The sequence below is a fragment of the Hymenobacter sp. BT559 genome (assembly GCF_017571525.1).
Lineage (GTDB): Bacteria > Bacteroidota > Bacteroidia > Cytophagales > Hymenobacteraceae > Hymenobacter > Hymenobacter ginsengisoli.
Window position 1 is genome coordinate 1 of record NZ_JAGETY010000030.1, and the last position, 1,570, is coordinate 1,570.

The 1,570-nt window shown below is 55.3% G+C and carries 1 rRNA gene; it reads left to right on the forward strand.

Going from position 1 to position 1,570, the window contains the following annotated elements:
• Nucleotides 1–47 precede the first annotated feature (47 nt).
• Nucleotides 48–1,561 (forward strand): 16S ribosomal RNA (locus J4D99_RS21695).
• Nucleotides 1,562–1,570: the final 9 nt, after the last annotated feature.

The window sequence follows — 1,570 nt, forward strand, 5'->3', positions numbered from 1 at the left end:
TTAGCACTCGACATCAGCCTTACTTGGGTAAGGTGCAGGAATATTTTACAATGGAGAGTTTGATCCTGGCTCAGGATGAACGCTAGCGGCAGGCCTAATACATGCAAGTCGAACGGTGGCAGCAATGTCATAGTGGCGCACGGGTGCGTAACACGTAACTAACCTACCTATACCTGGGGGATAGCCCGCCGAAAGGCGGATTAATACCGCATAAGGCTTGAGAGCGGCATCGCTTTTTAGTTAAAGATTTATTGGGTATAGATGGGGTTGCGGGTCATTAGCTAGTTGGTAAGGTAACGGCTTACCAAGGCAACGATGACTAGGGGAGCTGAGAGGCTGGTCCCCCACACGGGCACTGAGATACGGGCCCGACTCCTACGGGAGGCAGCAGTAGGGAATATTGGGCAATGGGCGAGAGCCTGACCCAGCCATGCCGCGTGCAGGAAGAAGGCTTTCTGAGTCGTAAACTGCTTTTGACAGGGAAGAATAAGCGGGTCGTGACCCGTGATGACGGTACCTGCAGAATAAGCACCGGCTAACTCCGTGCCAGCAGCCGCGGTAATACGGAGGGTGCGAGCGTTGTCCGGATTTATTGGGTTTAAAGGGTGCGTAGGCGGCCTGTTAAGTCCGGGGTGAAAGCCCGTTGCTCAACAACGGAACTGCCCTGGATACTGCCAGGCTTGAGTACAGACGAGGTTGGCGGAATGGACCGAGTAGCGGTGAAATGCATAGATACGGTCCAGAACCCCGATTGCGAAGGCAGCTGACTAGGCTGTTACTGACGCTGAGGCACGACAGCGTGGGGAGCGAACAGGATTAGATACCCTGGTAGTCCACGCCGTAAACGATGGATACTCGCTGCGAGCTAAAGATTGTTCGTGGCTTAGGGAAACCGATAAGTATCCCACCTGGGGAGTACGCCGGCAACGGTGAAACTCAAAGGAATTGACGGGGGCCCGCACAAGTGGTGGAGCATGTGGTTTAATTCGATGATACGCGAGGAACCTTACCTAGGCTAGAATGCGCGTGACCGGCTCAGAGATGAGCCTTTCCTTCGGGACACAAAGCAAGGTGCTGCATGGCCGTCGTCAGCTCGTGCCGTGAGGTGTTGGGTTAAGTCCCGCAACGAGCGCAACCCCTATGGTTAGTTGCCAGCACGTAATGGTGGGGACTCTAGCCAGACTGCCTGCGCAAGCAGTGAGGAAGGCGGGGACGACGTCAGGTCATCATGGCCCTTACGCCTAGGGCGACACACGTGCTACAATGGACGGTACAGCGGGTAGCTACTGGGCGACCAGATGCCAATCTCGAAAAGCCGTTCTCAGTTCGGATCGGAGTCTGCAACTCGACTCCGTGAAGCTGGAATCACTAGTAATCGCGCATCAGCCATGGCGCGGTGAATACGTTCCCGGGCCTTGTACACACCGCCCGTCAAGCCATGAAAGTCTGGTAGACCTGAAGCTGGTGCTCCGCAACGAAGCCAGTTAGGGTAGAACAGGTAATTAGGGCTAAGTCGTAACAAGGTAGCCGTACCGGAAGGTGCGGCTGGATCACCTCCTTTCTGGAGCAA